The 16,081-nt window shown below is 55.1% G+C and carries 12 protein-coding genes; 8 read left to right on the top strand and 4 right to left on the bottom strand.

The features are described 5' to 3' along the window. Positions 1–4: 4 nt before the first annotated feature. Positions 5–2,125: a bifunctional 23S rRNA (guanine(2069)-N(7))-methyltransferase RlmK/23S rRNA (guanine(2445)-N(2))-methyltransferase RlmL gene (gene rlmKL / locus KGP16_RS10000; protein WP_024486046.1), complete on the bottom strand. Its 2,121-nt coding sequence runs from the start codon at positions 2,123–2,125 to the stop codon at positions 5–7. Between the two features lie 104 nt (positions 2,126–2,229). On the opposite strand from rlmKL, the gene KGP16_RS09995 reads away from it, so the two are divergent. Continuing rightward, the gene (locus KGP16_RS09995; protein WP_223501257.1) at positions 2,230–3,333 is read left to right on the top strand and encodes a YcbX family protein; all 1,104 of its coding nucleotides are present in this window, start codon (positions 2,230–2,232) and stop codon (positions 3,331–3,333) included. Between the two features lie 6 nt (positions 3,334–3,339). Here the strand turns inward: KGP16_RS09995 and KGP16_RS09990 are convergent, their stop codons facing one another. After that, positions 3,340–3,888, bottom strand: coding sequence for a cell division protein ZapC (locus tag KGP16_RS09990; RefSeq protein WP_021804887.1), 549 nt, complete (start codon positions 3,886–3,888; stop codon positions 3,340–3,342). A 156-nt stretch (positions 3,889–4,044) separates the two neighbouring features. Beyond that, a complete protein-coding gene (gene pyrD, locus KGP16_RS09985; protein ID WP_218519518.1) occupies positions 4,045–5,055 on the bottom strand; it encodes a quinone-dependent dihydroorotate dehydrogenase in 1,011 nt (336 codons plus the stop codon). A 476-nt stretch (positions 5,056–5,531) separates the two neighbouring features. Between pyrD and ssuE the strand changes: the two genes are divergently transcribed. From ssuE to ssuB, 5 genes are read left to right on the top strand one after another with little or no spacing between them, the layout of a single operon-like run. Next, the gene (gene ssuE / locus KGP16_RS09980; RefSeq protein WP_094982370.1) at positions 5,532–6,110 is read left to right on the top strand and encodes an NADPH-dependent FMN reductase; all 579 of its coding nucleotides are present in this window, start codon (positions 5,532–5,534) and stop codon (positions 6,108–6,110) included. A gap of 18 nt (positions 6,111–6,128) precedes the next feature. After that, positions 6,129–7,094, top strand: coding sequence for a sulfonate ABC transporter substrate-binding protein (locus KGP16_RS09975; RefSeq protein WP_179247840.1), 966 nt, complete (start codon positions 6,129–6,131; stop codon positions 7,092–7,094). Between the two features lie 15 nt (positions 7,095–7,109). Beyond that, positions 7,110–8,258: an FMNH2-dependent alkanesulfonate monooxygenase gene (gene ssuD / locus KGP16_RS09970; protein ID WP_094982371.1), complete on the top strand. Its 1,149-nt coding sequence runs from the start codon at positions 7,110–7,112 to the stop codon at positions 8,256–8,258. Between the two features lie 11 nt (positions 8,259–8,269). Next, positions 8,270–9,061 carry an aliphatic sulfonate ABC transporter permease SsuC gene (gene ssuC, locus KGP16_RS09965; RefSeq protein ID WP_046808141.1) on the top strand — a complete coding sequence of 264 codons (792 nt, stop codon included), beginning with the start codon at positions 8,270–8,272 and terminating at the stop codon, positions 9,059–9,061. Beyond that, complete coding sequence (ssuB, locus tag KGP16_RS09960; RefSeq protein WP_094982372.1) at positions 9,061–9,834, top strand: aliphatic sulfonates ABC transporter ATP-binding protein; 774 nt, start codon at positions 9,061–9,063, stop codon at positions 9,832–9,834. The genes ssuC and ssuB overlap by 1 nt, the downstream gene beginning before the upstream one ends. A 31-nt stretch (positions 9,835–9,865) precedes the next feature. Here the strand turns inward: ssuB and pepN are convergent, their stop codons facing one another. Then, a complete protein-coding gene (pepN, locus tag KGP16_RS09955; RefSeq protein WP_094982373.1) occupies positions 9,866–12,481 on the bottom strand; it encodes an aminopeptidase N in 2,616 nt (871 codons plus the stop codon). Positions 12,482–12,825: 344 nt separating this feature from the next. Here pepN and KGP16_RS09950 point away from each other — a divergent pair, with 344 nt between their 5' ends. Both KGP16_RS09950 and pncB read left to right on the top strand, forming a co-directional pair. Beyond that, on the top strand, positions 12,826–14,526 hold the full coding sequence (locus KGP16_RS09950) for a GGDEF domain-containing protein (RefSeq protein ID WP_021804895.1): 1,701 nt from the start codon (positions 12,826–12,828) through the stop codon (positions 14,524–14,526). Positions 14,527–14,779: 253 nt separating this feature from the next. Further along, positions 14,780–15,985, top strand: a complete 1,206-nt coding sequence (pncB, locus tag KGP16_RS09945; protein ID WP_037375001.1) for a nicotinate phosphoribosyltransferase — start codon at positions 14,780–14,782, stop codon at positions 15,983–15,985. The last annotated feature ends 96 nt before the right edge of the window (positions 15,986–16,081 follow it).

Below are 16,081 nucleotides of genomic sequence, written 5' to 3'. Positions count from 1 at the left end.
GTAATTATTTTCCTTCGCCGGCGTGGGTGACCAGCCAGCAGTTGTGGATCTGACGGTTACGGGCAAAGTCTTCTGACTGTGTCTTGGCGGTAATTTCTTTCGCCTCCAGACCCAGTGCGTTCAGACCTGCCAGATCCATCTGGAAACCGCGTTTGTTGTTGGAGAACATGATGGTCCCGTTACGGCGCAGTATCCGTTGTAAATCTTTCATCAGCGCCAGATGGTCGCGCTGTACGTCAAAGGTGTTCTCCATCCGCTTGGAGTTGGAGAACGTCGGCGGATCGATAAAGATCACATCGAACTGTTCGTCGGCATTGTGCAGCCAGGACAGGCAATCTGCCTGGATCAGGCGGTGCTGTCTACCGGTCAGGCCGTTAACCCGCAGGTTCTTCTCCGCCCATTCCAGATAGGTACGCGACATATCCACCGTGGTGGTGCTACGTGCGCCCCCCAACCCGGCATGTACGCTTGCGGTGCCGGTGTAGGCAAACAGGTTGAGGAAGTCTTTGCCTTTGCTCATCTCACCCAGCATACGGCGAGCGATGCGGTGATCGAGGAATAACCCGGTATCGAGATAATCCGTCAGGTTGACCCACAGCTTGGCATTGAACTCTTCTACCAGCAGGAACTCCCCCTTCTGCGCCAGCTTCTCATACTGATTTTTGCCCTTCTGACGTTCGCGGGTTTTCAGGATCAGCTGATTCGAAGGCAGCTCCAGTACCGCTAACGTGGCGTTAATCACGTCAAACAGGCGCTGGCGGGCTTTCTGCGCGTCGATGGTTTTCGGCGGCGCGTACTCCTGCACCACCACCTTACTGCCATAGCGATCCACCGCCACGTTATAGTCAGGCAGATCGGCATCATACAGGCGATAGCACTCGATCCCCTGCTGCTTTGCCCATTTATCCAATTTCTTCAGATTCTTGCGCAGACGGTTGGCAAAGTCTTCTGCCACCTGCACACCACCAGCACCCTGCGGGTTTTCTGCCAGCTGGTAGTTTTTCTGTACGCAGTCCAACGGGCCGTTTTTCGCTTTGAACTGGCGCTCTGCGCGCAGCTGCAGGCAACTGAGCAGTTCCGGTGAGGCGCTGAACAACGAAAGCTGCCAGCCACCAAAGTGGCTCTTCATGATGCGCCCTAACATATTGTGCAGCGCAATCAGGGCTGGTTCGCTCTCAAGGCGTTCACCGTATGGCGGGTTGCTGACCACCGTGCCTACCGGGCCTTCCGGCAGTGGGTTGGTCAGTTTGCTGACGTCATTAACGTTAAAGGTGATCAATTCGGCCACGCCCGCGCGGCGGGCATTACCCTTCGCCATTTCGATGACACGACGATCGATATCGGAACCGAAGAAGCGTGACGGGGTTTCTTGCAGGCCACGTTTCGCACGCACCTGCGCTTCGGTGATCACTTCACGCCACAGTTCGGCATTGTGGCCGTTCCAGGCGGTAAAGCCCCAATGTTGACGATGCAGGCCAGGCGCGCGATCGGAGGCGATCATCGCCGCTTCGATCAACAGCGTGCCAGAGCCGCACATCGGGTCCAGCATCGGCGCCCCTGGTTGCCAACCGGAACGTTGGACAATCGCTGCCGCCAGGTTTTCCTTCAATGGAGCCTGGCCGGTAAGATCGCGATAGCCGCGCTGGTGCAAACCTTCTCCGCTCAGATCGAGCGCTACGCTGGCCATATCACGCTGCAGGAAAACGTTCACCCGAATGTCCGGCTGCTGTTTCTCTACCATTGGCCGATCGTTGAGCTTGCGGGTAAAGCTGTCCACAATGGCGTCTTTGACCTTCAGCGCACCATATTGGCTATTGCGGATCTCTTCATTGAGGCCGCTGAAGTGCACGGCAAAGGTTTTATCCAGGCCAAATATCGATGGCCAGTCAATGGCCTGCACACCGAGGTACAGATCCAAATCGCTGTGCACGCGAAATTCATTCAGCGGCAACAGAATACGCGAAGCCAGGCGGCTCCAGAGCAGGCTTTGGTACAGAAGACGATCGTCACCCTGAAAATGTACTCCCCCCTGCACCACTTTGCAGGAGTGAGCGCCAAGCCGCTCCAGTTCGCTTTTTAACAGTTCTTCCAGTCCACGCGCCGTGCTGGCAAACAGAGTGTTCATATCGTGCTTATCACCAAAAAGAAAATTGTTGCGCATTATAGCTAATCCAGACCGCTTGTCATAAAGTTGCTCCCTTCTATTTCATTTATCGCACGGAGGCAGGGGTGATCACGCTCTCCCGACTTTACGTTCATCCGGTCAAATCACTACGGGGTTTGCAGCTTTCTCACGCTCAGGTAGCCAGCAACGGCCTGGCTTTTGATCGCTCTTTCATGATCACCGAGCCAGACGGTACCTTCATCACCGCCCGCCAATACCCGCAGATGGTGCTGTTTACCCCGGCGTTGTTGGCGGATGGTCTGTTTCTGACCGCACCGGACGGTGAAAGCGCGGCGATCCGCTTCATTGACTTCGCTCCCGATGCGCAGCCGACCGAGGTGTGGGGCAATCATTTCACCGCGTTGATCGCGCCGGTGGCCATCAACAGTTGGCTAAGCGGTTATTTTCAGCGCGAGGTCCAGCTGCGCTGGGTTGGGCCTGAATTAACCCGCAGGGTAAAGAAGCACCCGGAAATCCCACTCTCCTTTGCCGACGGTTACCCTTATCTGCTGATTAATGAAGCTTCGTTCCAGGATCTGCAGCAACGTTGCCCTAGCAGCATCAGGCTGGAGCAGTTCCGCCCGAACCTGGTGGTGACCGGCAGCCCGGCCTGGGCAGAAGATGGTTGGCAGGTGATCCGCGTCGGCGACGTGATGTTCGATCTGGTAAAACCTTGCAGCCGCTGCGTATTGACCACGGTCAGCGTCGAACGTGGCCGCAAACACCCGAGCGGCGAGCCGTTGAGTACGCTACAACAGTTCCGCACTGCCGATAATGGCGACGTCGACTTTGGCCAAAACATGATTGCCCGTAACAGCGGTATTATCCGCGTCGGCGATAGCGTTGAAGTGTTGTCAACCAAACCGCCGCGGCCTTATGGGGCAGGCAGGGTCGTCGAAAGCCTACAAGCACCGCAGGACAGCACCACCAGCGTGAGCATTGAGTATCAAGGAAAGGTGTTTGCCGGTAATAACCAGCAGATCTTGTTAGAGCAGTTGGAACAGCAAGGCATTCGCATCCCTTACTCCTGCCGGGCTGGCCTGTGCGGCAGTTGCAAGATAACGCTGGTGGAGGGCGAGGTTGCGCCGCTAAAGAAAAGCGCAGTGGCCGCCAACGGCACCATCCTCTGTTGCAGCTGTATTCCTAAAAGCGATGTGAAGCTGGCGTAACGCTTATTACACTGCCCTGTCGTAAGCCGGGGCAGACTGTTCATCCGGGATGCAAGGTTTCAAGCGATCGTGCATCACTTTTATCGCATCCCCCAACACCATGGTGCGCCCAGCCAACGCCAGCTGATTTTGTGCCAGCAAGCACAGGCTGGCATTATCCCCGGCTTCCACCACCAGCAGACGCGCCTCGACACCGCTATCCATCACCTTCACCGCCGCCAACTCGCCATTTTTTGGGCGTAGCGGATAGTGTTGCTGAGCAAAATGCCAGCTCTTGGGCATCAGGGGTTTGAGAAAACGGAAGGCCACCAGCGCATTTAATACCAACTCGGCACGTTGTTCATGGCTGAGCTTTATCTGTTTGCACTGTTCTTCATAATCAAAATAAAGCGCTGCATCATCGACGCAGAATGCACATTCAGCGAAGGCGTCCGGGGTTAGCATTTTTGCCGGAAAGCGTGAACGGAAGATCATACCATTGGCTAAATCGAGCATCAGTCGATCGTGCTCAGCGTCAAAATACCAACGCCAATTGTCGTCAGGTTTTATCTTCATTGCTTATCCTTCTCACCACATGCCAACGCGTATTACGCAAAAGGCGATTTTATCACCAGAAAGGTTGCTTAAACATCGGATAATTCCGCTACCGAACAAAATATAGACGAGCCGGGGGCAGAAATAAACCCCCGGTCGAAAATGAAAGGTAAAATATTAGATATGGGTAACGATATCTTTAATCAAACGCGGTCCGTGGAAGATAAAACCGGAATAAATTTGTACCAACGTTGCCCCGGCCTCCATTTTTTCCCGCGCCGCCGTCAGGGAATCAATTCCACCAACGCCGATAATCGGCAAGCGCCCTCGCAACTCTTGCGACAAACGGCGGATCACTTCAGTGCTGCGTAACTGTACCGGACGGCCACTTAATCCCCCTGCCTGATCGCAGTAATTCAACCCCTGAACCAGTTTACGATCGAGAGTGGTATTGGTGGCAATGACCCCATCTATATTATGACGCACTAAACTGTCCGCTATTTGGATCAGTTCTTCTTCTGAAAGATCCGGCGCGATCTTTACCGCAACCGGCACATATTTGTGATGGCGAGCCTGCAATTGGGCCTGCTTATTTTTTATCGCCGCTAGCAGATCGTCCAGCGCTTCACCATACTGTAAGGATCGTAATCCCGGGGTATTGGGTGATGAGATATTAATCGCGATATAGCCGGCATACGGATAAACCTTATCCATACAGATCAGATAATCGTCTTTGCCCTGCTCGACCGGCGTGTCTTTATTCTTGCCGATATTGATCCCAAGCACGCCACCAAAATGGGATTTCTTAACGTTTTCAACCAGATTGTCTACGCCATGGTTATTGAACCCCATGCGGTTGATCAGCCCTTCGGCCGGGACCAGGCGGAACAGACGCGGTTTATCATTGCCCGCTTGCGGACGCGGCGTAACGGTACCGACCTCAACAAAGCCAAAGCCCATCGCGCCAAAGGCATCAATGCACTCGCCGTCTTTATCCAGACCGGCGGCCAAACCTAATGGGTTGCTAAAAGAGAGCCCCATGCAGCTCACCGGCTTGCTCGGCACCGACTGACGGATAAGAAACTCTAGTGGGGTGCCGGTAATACGGCGCAGTTGACTGAAGGTCAATTCGTGAGCGCGCTCGGGATCGAGCTGGAACAAGGCTTTCCTGACGATGGGGTAGTACATGTACTCTCCTGATTTCCCGGTGATATCCTGCTGACTTGAGGTCGCAAGTCAATCGCTGTGCCTGATGGGGATACAGGTGGGGATCATGCAGAACGCCGACACGCCGTAAACCCATCCCTGGGGGCTCGCAATCGCGCATCCTTGCGCTCAACGGTCGGCTAACCTGCATGATCCCCACCTGCTTCAGGCTTTCGGTGTTGCGGTTATTTAGCGACAACCTCAACTCAGCAGGATAGGCCTGTCGACCGGGGGCGTATTATCCGGTATCCCCTCGCCAATTGGAATTGATTAAAGGCAAAAAAAGCGCGTTTAGCGCAATCGTTTCCCTTGTATGGTGCTACTTCCCCGCTTTTCCCCCTTTACGCATATCAAAATCAAAAAATGAGATTTAAAAATCACCCCCTTTTGCTGTTAGCTTTAAAACACTTTACGAACATTAATTTAACATTGATAACTTTTTGATATAAGGAGTGGCGATGCGCGTTTTATCTCTAGCTGGCAGCCCAAGGCTCCCCTCACGCTCGGCGGCGCTGTTACAACTGAGCCAACGCTGGCTACAACAGCAGCAGGTGGAAGTGATCCCCTATACCCTGCACGATTTTCAGGCGGAAGACCTGCTGCGCGCCAATTTTAACAGCCCTGATATTAAAGCCTTCGCCGCGCAACTTGCCGCTGCGGATGGCCTCTTGATCGCCACGCCGGTTTATAAGGCATCGTTTTCTGGCGCGCTGAAAACCTTACTCGATCTGCTTCCTGAACGCGCGCTGGAACACAAAGTGGTTTTGCCGCTGGCCACCGGCGGCTCCATCGGCCACATGCTGGCGGTGGACTATGCGTTGAAGCCAGTGTTGACGGCGCTGAAAGCCCAGGAAGTGCTGCACGGCGTGTTTGCCGATGACGGCCAGATAGTACTTAACGGTGAACAGGCCCAGCTGTCCGATGGGGTGGCCGCACGCCTGCACGAAGCGTTGGACAGTTTTTATCTGGCGCTCAACCGCCGTAAACCGCCGGTGCCAAACACCGCCGCCTCTCTGTTAACCCGGCAAACTGCCTAACCGCCTAAGGAAATCATCATGCCCCTCTCTTTCCGCCGTTGGCTTAACACCGGTGCGCTGGCCGCCATCATGGCGCTGGCGCTGACCAATACCGCCGTCGCACAAGATAACGCGCCTGCTCAGTTTCGTATTGGCTATCAAAAAGGCTCGGTGAGTCTGGTGTTGGCCAAAACCCACCAGTTGCTGGAACAACGCTTTCCTGCCACCAACATCAGTTGGATCGAATTCCCGGCGGGCCCGCAGATGCTCGAGGCGCTGAACGTCGGCAGCATCGATCTGGGCAGCACCGGCGATATCCCTCCAATCTTTGCCCAAGCGGCCGGTGCCGACCTGCTGTACGTCGGCGTAGAGCCGCCGAAACCCAAGGCGGAAGTGATCCTGGTGCCGGAAAATAGCCCGATCCACAGCGTCGCCGAGTTGAAAGGCCATAAAGTGGCCTTCCAGAAAGGCTCCAGTTCACACAACCTGCTACTGCAGGCACTGCAAAGGGACGGCCTGAGGTTTACCGATATCCAACCGGTTTATCTGACGCCCGCCGATGCCAGAGCGGCCTTCCAACAGAGCAACGTCGATGCCTGGGTGATCTGGGATCCCTACTATTCTGCCGCGTTGCTGCAAGGCGGAGTGCGGGTATTGACCGATGGCAGCGAACTGAACCAGACCGGCTCCTTCTACCTGGCCGCTCGCCCTTATACCGAAGCCAACGGCCCGTTCATCCAGCAGGTGCTGGCGGTGCTGACCCAGGCCGATGCGCTGACGCATAGCGATCGGGCGCAGAGCATTACCTTGCTGGCCAAGGCGATGGGCTTACCGGAGGCGGTGATTGCCAGCTATCTGGATCATCGCCCGCCAACGGCCATCAAACCCTTAGGGGACGCGACCATTGCTGCCCAGCAAAAAACCGCCGATCTCTTTTTCGCCAACCGGTTGGTTCCGGTGCAGGTCGATATTTCTCAACGCGTCTGGCATCCAGCCGCACAATAATCAGGAGAGAACTCTATGAGCATTAACGTATTCTGGTTTTTACCGACTCACGGCGATGGCCACTATCTGGGGAGTTCAGAAGGGGCACGGGCGGTCGATTACGGTTATCTTCAGCAGATCGCCCAGGCCGCTGACCGGCTTGGTTTCGGCGGTGTGCTGATCCCAACAGGGCGCTCTTGCGAAGACTCTTGGCTGGTTGCCGCTTCATTAATTCCGGTCACGCAGCGGCTGAAATTCCTGGTGGCCCTGCGCCCCGGCATCATCTCCCCGACCTTGGCAGCCAGGCAGGCCGCCACGCTGGATCGGCTTTCCAACGGCCGCGCTCTGTTCAATCTGGTGACCGGTGGCGATCCGGAAGAGCTGGCAGCGGAAGGTTTGCACCTTAACCACACCGAACGCTATGAAGCCTCCGCCGAGTTTACCCACGTATGGCGCAAAGTGCTGGAAGGTGAAACTGTCGATTTCGCCGGTAAGCATCTTCAGGTAAAAGGTGCCAAGCTGTTGTTCCCGCCGGTGCAGCAACCTCGCCCACCGCTGTATTTTGGCGGCTCCTCTGAGGCGGCACAGGATCTGGCAGCCGAGCAGGTCGAGCTGTATCTGACCTGGGGAGAACCCCCTGCCCAGGTGAAAGAAAAAATAGAGGAAGTACGAGCCAAAGCAGCGGCCCTGGGGCGCAAAGTCCGCTTCGGTATTCGCCTGCACGTTATCGTGCGCGAAACCACCGCAGAAGCCTGGCAGGCGGCCGACCGTTTGATCGCCAACCTCGATGATCAAACCATTGCGGATGCACAGAAAGCTTTTGCCCGCTTCGACTCCGTTGGCCAACAGCGTATGGCGGCCTTACACGGTGGCAAGAAAGACAATCTGGAAATCAGCCCTAACCTGTGGGCCGGTGTCGGATTGGTGCGTGGCGGTGCGGGCACTGCGTTGGTGGGCGATGGTCCGACGGTCGCTGAGCGCATTCAGGAATATGCCGATCTGGGCATCGACACCTTTATTCTTTCCGGTTACCCGCATCTGGAAGAGGCCTATCGCGTAGGTGAACTGCTGTTCCCACATCTCGATCTGGCGACCAGCGAACAACCGACCCAGTTGCGTGCGATCAAGCCACAGGGCGAAGCGGTCGCCAATATCTATATCCCACAAAAAGTGTCACAAAGCTGAGGAGAACAGTGATGGCGATCGGTGCACAACAAATTCTGCACCGGCTAGCCCCCTGGGCTTTGCCGGTAGCGCTGGTGATTGGCTGGCAGACCGCCGTTGAGGCGGGTTGGTTGTCTAACCGTATCTTGCCCGCGCCGAGTGCCGTGGTGGCAGCCTTTTGGGCCTTAACCAAGAGTGGCGAGCTGTGGCAACACCTGACCATCAGCAGTTGGCGTGCGCTGATTGGCTTCAGTATCGGTGGCAGCATTGGCTTGGTACTAGGGTTCATTACCGGCCTGTCCCGTTGGGGAGAGCGTTTGCTCGACAGCTCGGTACAGATGATCCGTAACGTGCCGCATCTGGCGCTAATCCCGCTGGTGATCTTGTGGTTCGGCATCGACGAGTCCGCCAAAATCTTTCTGGTGGCGCTGGGTACGCTATTCCCGATCTATCTGAACACCTATCACGGCATCAAGAATATCGACCGTGGCCTGCTGGAAATGGCGCGCAGCTACGGCCTGAGCGGCTTTAGCCTGTTTACGCAGGTGGTGTTACCCGGCGCGTTGCCTTCGATCATGGTCGGCGTGCGTTTTGCGCTCGGGTTTATGTGGTTAACGCTGATCGTCGCCGAAACCATCTCCGCCAACTCTGGCATCGGTTATCTGGCAATGAACGCCCGTGAATTTCTACAGACCGATGTAGTGGTGGTCGCCATTATTCTGTATGCCCTGCTCGGCAAACTGGCCGATGCCTGCGCACAACTGCTCGAACGTGTCTGGTTACGCTGGCACCCGGCCTATCAACTGAAATCAGGAGAAGCATAATGACGGCCCCGACTCGTATTCCGCAAGGCACCCCCATTACGCTGGAAGGCATCGCCAAGCGTTATGGCAACCGCACCGTGTTGGACGATTTGCAACTCCGCATCACCGCGGGCCAGTTTGTGGCCGTGGTTGGCCGCAGCGGCTGTGGTAAAAGCACCTTATTACGCCTGCTCGCAGGGCTGGAAACGGCCAACAGTGGGACCCTGGTGAGCGGTAATGCCCCACTCAGCCACGCCAAAGACGATACGCGTCTGATGTTTCAGGATGCTCGCCTGCTGCCATGGAAAAAGGTGATCGACAACGTGGGGCTTGGCCTGAGCGGCAACTGGCGTGATGCTGCATTGCAGGCGTTAACCACCGTTGGGCTGGCCGACCGTGCCAATGAATGGCCAGCCGCGCTGTCTGGCGGGCAGAAACAGCGTGTCGCCCTGGCCCGTGCGTTGATCCATCGCCCACGTTTGTTGCTGTTGGATGAACCCTTGGGGGCACTGGATGCGTTAACGCGTATTGAAATGCAGGGGCTGATCGAAACGCTTTGGCAACAGCATGGCTTCACCGTACTGCTGGTCACGCATGACGTTAGCGAGGCGATCGCACTGGCCGATCGGGTGCTGTTAATCGAAGAAGGACGTATCGGGCTGGATCTGACTATTGATTTGCCACGACCGCGCCGAAAAGGTTCGGTAAAGCTGGCAGAGTTGGAAGCAGAAGTGTTGGCAAGAGTGTTGGCGCCACCGCAAACCGTTGGGACTTCCCGCCGGGTGGCAAATTAATCAGGGGACGGCAAATGCCGCCCCCTTGCTTTTACGCGTCTAACGCCTTGGTGATCTTCTCAAACAGATCGCCAGACAGGTTCTCCAGCCCTTTCAACTGCTCCAGAGCCTGACGCATCAACGCCTGACGAGAGGCATCGTAACGCTTCAGGCGGATCAGTGGTTCAATCAGCCGCGCAGCAACCTGTGGGTTACGCTTGTTCAGATCGCTGAGGATCTCCACCAGGAACTGATAGCCGCTGCCGTCTGCCGCATGGAACGCCGCCGGGTTAGCCGAAGCGAACCCACCAATCAACGAGCGGGTGCGGTTTGGATTACTCAGGCTGAATGAACGGTGTTGCAACAGCGAACGTACCTTACCGAGTACGTCTGCCGCCGGGCTGGTGGCCTGCAGGATGAACCACTTGTCCATCACCAGACCATCGTGATGCCAGCGCTCATCAAACTCGGCCATCAAGGCATCACGGCAAGGCAACTGTGCCCCCATCGCCGCAGCCAGTGCCGCCAGCGAATCGGTCATGTTGTCAGCCTGCTGGAACTGTTGCACCACCAGCTTGTCAGCCTGCTCTATATCGCCGAAAGCCAGATAGTGCAGACAAATGTTACGCAGCGAACGCTTGGCAATATCGCCGTGCTCAACCCTGTACCCTTCAGTTTTGTTAGCGTGATACACCGCCAGCCACTCATCGGCCAGCTCTTTAGCCAGGCAACGGGTGATCGCTTCATGCACCGCAGAGATGGCTTGCGGATCGATGATGGCGAACAGCTCGGCAATTTCGTTTTCCGATGGCAGCGTAAGGATCTGCGCGGCCAGGGCCGGATCCAGCTTCTCATCCAGCAGCACCGCCCGGAAGGCATCTGCCACGTGCAGCGGCAGCGACAACGGCTGTTTCTGCTGATATTTGGCCACGTTCAGCTTGATGTAAATGGCCAGCAGGCTCTGGGCGGCATCCCAGCGGGAAAACTCATTGCGCGCATGCTGCATCAGGAACGTCAGTTGCTGATCGCTGTACGGATAATCCAGCTTGACCGGTGCCGAGAACTCACGCAGCAGCGAAGGAACCGGCTTATGCGCGACGCCATCAAACACAAAAGTCTGTTCGGCGGCGGTGACGTTCAACACGTTATTGACCGGGGAACCGTCTTTCTGCAAGGCAATAACGTTGCCCTCGCTGTCGTAAAGCTCAATATCCAGCGGAATATGCAACGGCAGTTTTTCTGGCTGATCGGCCGTCGGCGCGGTTTTCTGGCTGACGTGCAAGCGGTATTGCTGATCCTCGGCGCTATAGTCATCACGCACCGTCAGCAGCGGCGTGCCAGACTGGCTGTACCAGCGGCGGAACAGCGACAGATCGACGTTGGAAGCGTCTTCCATTGCCTGCACAAAATCATCGCAGGTGGCCGCACTGCCGTCGTGGCGTTCGAAATAGAGCTGCATCCCCGCCTGGAACTGTTGTTCCCCCAGCAGCGTGTGCAGCATGCGGATCACTTCGGATCCTTTCTCATACACCGTCAAGGTGTAGAAGTTGTTCATCTCGATCACTTTATCCGGCCGGATCGCGTGCGCCATCGGGCTGGCGTCTTCGGCAAACTGCGCCCCACGCATAACCCGCACGTTATCGATGCGGTTGACTGAACGGGAACCCAGGTCGGAGCTGAACTCCTGATCGCGGAACACGGTCAGCCCTTCTTTCAGACTAAGCTGGAACCAGTCGCGGCAGGTCACGCGGTTGCCGGTCCAGTTATGGAAATATTCGTGGCCGATCACCGCTTCAATATTCAGGTAATCCTTGTCGGTGGCGGTTTCTGCCTTGGCCAACACATACTTCGAGTTAAAGATATTTAACCCTTTGTTCTCCATCGCCCCCATGTTGAAGAAATCCACGGCGACGATCATGTAGATATCCAGATCGTATTCCAGGCCAAAGCGGGTTTCATCCCACTTCATCGAATTTTTCAGCGAGGTCATGGCCCAATCGGCACGATCCAGGTTGCCACGATCGACAAACAGCTCCAAGGCCACCTTACGACCAGAACGGGTGGTGAAGCTATCGCGCAACACGTCGAAATCCCCCGCCACCAGCGCAAACAGATAGCTAGGTTTCGGGAACGGATCCTGCCATTGCACCCAGTGACGGCCGTCTGCCAGGTCACCTTCAGCCACCCGGTTGCCGTTCGACAGCAGGAACGGATAACGTGCTTTATCGGCGACGATGCGGGTAGTAAAACGGGCCAGCACGTCTGGGCGATCCAGATAGAAGGTGATATGGCGGAAGCCTTCGGCCTCGCATTGGGTGCACAGCGCTTCACCAGACAGGTATAGCCCTTCCAACGCGCTATTTTTCGCCGGATGGATGTCGTTGACGATCGTCAGGGTAAACTGAGCCGGTAGTTGTTCAATCACCAGTTGGTTTTCCTGCTGGCGATAGGCGCTCCACGGCTGCCCATCAACTTGAATACTCACCAGAGTCAGGTCTTCGCCATTCAACGTTAATGGGGCACCGGCGGCACCCTGCCGTTTGATCTGGCTGACGGCGGTAACGCGCGTGGTGTCTGCATCCAGTTCAAAATCCAGGTCGATATCGGTGATGGTATAATCTGGGGCGCGATAATCGTGGCGATACTTCGCCTGTGGCTGTTGTGTCATAAAAACCCTTTGACGTCTCAGTGAGTTACAGATCCCGGACTCGAAGCGCACCGCCGTGCAGGACGACGCGGTACCTCAATGGCCCGATTGTGAATAAACTGTATCACAGCTATAAAAAAAACCCAGAAATGGCAGCAAATCGCACCAAGAAATCACACGACTCACGCAGACATTCGCTGTTGTTTGCTATGCTCCAGCTACCCTGGCGCTTCACTTAACGTCAAACTCAGCATTTTATGCTTAAGCAGGCGCAGTTCCGTCCCCGTTGGCAACCGAATTGCGGAGGAAAACCAGCGGTAGCAATGATATAATCATCCAAGAACCAGTAGGAGAAACAGATTGGCATGAAAGTAAAATACCTGATCTATTTCTTCACCTTTGCCATCATGCTGTCCTTTGCGGTTTTTATCGCCAATGGGCTGATAAAGGCCCGTGCCAGCCATGAGCAAAGCTTGGAAAATCTGTACAAAATCAGCAGGACCAAAGAGGTGGCCGAGGCCTTTCAGGCTACACTGCTGGCACACCGGTTAAAACGATTAGGTCTGGCGGATAAATCCGTCACCCAAGCTGAATGGCAACAGGCCGATCAACAGGCACGTGAAAAAATCGCGATTGTTAAATCCAATGTCGACGCCGACCTCGCTCTGCGCTTGGGCATTCGGCAAAAGATTGCCATACTTTCCATGCTCGATTGGATGGAAAGGCTGCTGGATAACGATTCGCGTCAGGTCACGCAAGTCGATACTGCCAACAGCAATCTGTTCAATATCAACAGCGCCTATTATATCGTCCAGACCACCAAAGCCTTCTACCGTTATACCTACGACACTCGGCTGATCAATGCGGACTCATTTCTATTTTTGGAGGCCGTTCGCCTTAATAACCGGCTGAATATGTCGCTGACCGAACTGATCGATCAGATTATCGACGTCAATCTCAGCAGCCAGGAACGCAAGAATGCTTATCTGAAGGCCATCCAGTTGACCGGGGTGTTCACCCCGCTCGGTACTCGTTTGGCGTTCTTAAAGCTGGCCTATAACGATCCGCAGATTGCTGAGCTGGTGGATGAGATACTCCGAAATATCTCCAGTCATCGGATCAGCAACATTTCAGACGGGTTATATCAAGCCATTACCCATAATACCGTCTATGACATCAACCTGATCGCCAGCTATATCGAGGAGATGGACAGACTTTCCCAAAGGCTCTATGAGCGTAGCTTTGAGCTGGAGATGGCCGCTTCCGAAGCCAAAATGTATGATAGCCAGACAGCCATCTACGGCATGATTTCTCTGAGTGGGCTGATTGCCCTGTTCATCCTGCTGCCTTCCATGATCTTCTGTTCCAACATCACCCGCTGGCTGACCAAAACGCATAAAAATATTCTGCGCCTGTCACAAGGCGATATGAATATTGATGACAACGACGCGTTTTACAGCAAAGAGCTGATCGCCATCAGTGACGCCATCACCCAGCTCAAACAATACAATCAGGTCAAGATCGCGCTGGAAAACGAAAAGCAGCAGCTAATCAAAGAGCTGGAAGTCTCGTCATTCTTCGATCCCTTAACCAACATTTATAACCGCCGCAAATTTTTCCTCGAGTGTGAGATGCTTGCGCAGAGTAGCTATCCGCTGGCGTTCTGTCTCATCGATATCGATAACTTCAAGCGTCTTAACGATACCTATGGCCACGATGTCGGCGACCGAGTGCTGGTAATGTTCGCCCAGTCGTTAAGTAACACCTTCCGTTCCAGCGATATCTTTTGCCGCTATGGCGGTGAGGAGTTTGCCCTGCTGCTCGGCCACTGTTCCCTGGAAAATGCCCGCAGCATGATGGAAGCGCTGCGTGAACAAACCCAACAAATGTGCCTGGAGTTGCTCAACGGAAAACGGGTGCGCTTTACCATCAGCTGTGGTATCGCTGCCGTAGGCGACCTGTCACAACTGCATCCAGCCATCAAACAGGCCGACGAAGCGCTCTATTTTTGTAAGAAGAGCGGGCGCAATCGGGTCAGTATTTATACGCCAACCGGTTTTATCTGAATCTGTGTTTAAAATAATTAACCTCATAATTTTTATGAGTAAATCAACTAAGCCATTCAGTTTATTGGATTAAATGGCTTTTTCTGGCTGAGGTTATGCCCCCGGTAAAATAAAGGCACGTTTTATCCTCGACCCGTTCCGGCCATTTGTGGTGTGATGAGGCTTCAATAACAGGATAATCCGGGTATACTCCCCCCACTTTTTTGATTATCCGGATTTGGACACGCGCCTGACGAGGATGCTGTAACGCGATATGACTCTATACGCTTCCCCGATTTTGACTTCACTGCTTGATACTGACGCCTACAAGCTTCATATGCAGCAAGCAGTGTTCCATCGCTACCCCGCAATTACCGTTGCGGCGGAGTTTCGTTGCCGTGGCGACGAACTGCTGGGCGAATATGCCGACGAGATCCGCGCGCAGGTTGCCATGATGAGCGAGTTGGCGCTAACCGAAGCCGAACACCGCTATCTCTCCAGCCTGCCTTTCTTCCATCAGGATTACCTGAGCTGGCTGCGGGAGTTTCGCTACGATCCGCAGCAGGTCAGCATTAGCAATCACGACGGCAAATTGCATATCCGTATCGCTGGCCCCTGGCGCGAAGTGATTATGTGGGAAGTGCCGTTGTTGGCCGTGATCAGCGAAGTGGTGCACCGCCAGCGTTCGCCACAGGCCACGCCAGAGATGGCCATTAGCCAGTTGCGCCAGAACCTGGCGCAGTTCAAGCAACTGAGCGGGGATATTGATATTTCACGCTTCAAGCTAATGGACTTTGGCACCCGTCGCCGCTTCTCCCGCGAGGTGCAACAGGCCATTGTCAGCACGCTGAAAACCGAATTCCCCTATCTGGCTGGCACCAGTAACTACGATTTGGCGCATCGGCTGGATCTGATCCCGGTTGGCACGCAAGCCCATGAGTGGTTCCAGGCTCATCAACAGATTAGCCCGGTACTGGCCAACAGCCAACGTGCCGCCTTGCAGGCCTGGCTGGATGAATATCCCGCTCAGCTCGGCATTGCACTGACCGACTGTATCACCATGGATGCGTTCCTGCGTGATTTCGGCAAGCAGTTTGCCCAGAGCTATCAAGGTCTGCGCCACGACTCTGGCGATCCGATCGAATGGGGTGAAAAAGCCATTGCCCATTACCAGCAATTGGGGATCGATCCCATGAGCAAGACGCTGGTGTTTTCAGACAATCTGGATCTGGATAAGGCTTTGGCGCTGTATCGCCACTTTGATCGGCGCATCAACCTGGCGTTCGGTATCGGCACGCGTCTGACCTGCAATATCCCCGGCGTCAAGCCGCTAAATATTGTGATCAAGCTGGTCGAGTGTAAAGGCAAGCCGGTAGCCAAACTGTCCGATAGCCCAGGCAAAACCATCTGCCAGGACCCCGCGTTTGTCAAAGCGCTGCGCAAAGCCTTCGATCTGCCGCTGGTGAAGAAAGCCAGTTAAGGTGCCCCCTCTCTCCAACCCTCTCCCACTGGGAGAGGGAACTGTACGGCGCTGCATTAAAGAACAAGAGTCAGCCGGGGATACAAACCGTGTGGG

This window comes from Serratia sp. JSRIV006, assembly GCF_019968685.1.
Lineage (GTDB): Bacteria > Pseudomonadota > Gammaproteobacteria > Enterobacterales > Enterobacteriaceae > Chania > Chania fonticola_B.
Note: the sequence above shows the minus strand (reverse complement) of the source record. Positions and strands in the feature narration are given on the sequence as shown.